Annotated in this window: 1 protein-coding gene; it reads right to left on the reverse strand. The window is 58.3% G+C overall.

What is annotated here, in order from left to right; translation table 11 throughout:
* The coding region (locus GMA8713_RS25705) for an amino acid adenylation domain-containing protein (protein ID WP_157515796.1) at positions 1–1,217 on the reverse strand (1,217 nt) is incomplete at both ends.

The raw sequence follows: 1,217 nt of genomic DNA on the forward strand, positions 1-1,217 counted from the left end.
ACCAACAGGGCAGCAGCGAGTGAGGCAGGCTGTCCGGCAGGAGAGAGCACGACGGCGACAGCACGGTGAATAGCGCTCAGGCTGTTCAGGGCAGTTTCTACCTCACCGAGCTCAATACGGTGTCCCCGCACCTTGACCTGATGGTCAAGGCGGCCCAGGAATTCCAGATTGCCGTCAGGCCAGTAACGCCCCTGGTCCCCGGTTCGGTACCAGCGCATAACAGGTTGGCCGGAAACAGTCTCTGATGTGGCCTGAACAAAGCGGGCCTGAGTGAGGGTGTCATCCCCCCGGTATCCGGTGGCGACCCCGAGGCCCCCAATCCAAAGCTCACCGGGCACCCAGTCAGGGCAATCGCGCCCTTGTGCATCGACCACCCGGTAAACCTGATTGGCGAGCGGTTTACCGTAAGGAATGGACGTCCAGTGCTCAGGGAGGGAGGTGTCCGGAGAAAAGGCATCAAAGGTGTTAGACCAGATAGCGGCTTCCGTGGCACCTCCCATGGCAGCCAGTCTTACCTGATGGCCGTTCAGCGCAAACAGACGCTGAGGGATATCCATACCAATCCAGTCGCCGGAAAGGAGAACCTGCTCAAATGGTAAGGTCAGGTGCTGGCTTTCAGCGACAACCATCAGCATGTCTAACAAGACAGGGACAGAGTTCCAGACAGTGACATGATGTTCGTTAATCAAAGACAACCAGGCAGCGGCATCGCGTCGAATAGCGTCATCGACCATGACGACGGCACCGCCAGCGCTGAGCAGACCGAAGAGGTCATAGACGGAGAGGTCAAAATCGAGCGCAGAGACCGCAAGCACACGGCTGTCGGGGTGGATACCATAGCGGTGGTTAATGTCATCAAGGGTATTGGCGGTGGCCTGATGGGCCATTTCAACGCCTTTGGGTTCACCGGTAGAGCCGGAGGTGAAGATGATATACGCCGGGCTGTTTGGTGAGACAGGGACGGGGGCCTCTAATGGCGAGAACCTGTCAGTGTATGAGATATCAATGGCGAGACCAGGGACGGCATCAAGGTGTGCCGGGTCAGTGACAGTGAAACGGATCCCCGCAGTGGAATGTATACGCTGCTGTCGTACCAGAGGCTGGTGTGTACCGACAGGGACATAGCACCCGCCAGCGGCCAGAATACCAAGGACAGCGATGACCTGATTGTGTCCCCTAGGAAGGGTGACGGCAACAGGTTCACCGGGTTGAACCCC

Source organism: Grimontia marina (assembly GCF_900060185.1).
In the GTDB taxonomy this organism is placed as follows: domain Bacteria; phylum Pseudomonadota; class Gammaproteobacteria; order Enterobacterales; family Vibrionaceae; genus Enterovibrio; species Enterovibrio marinus.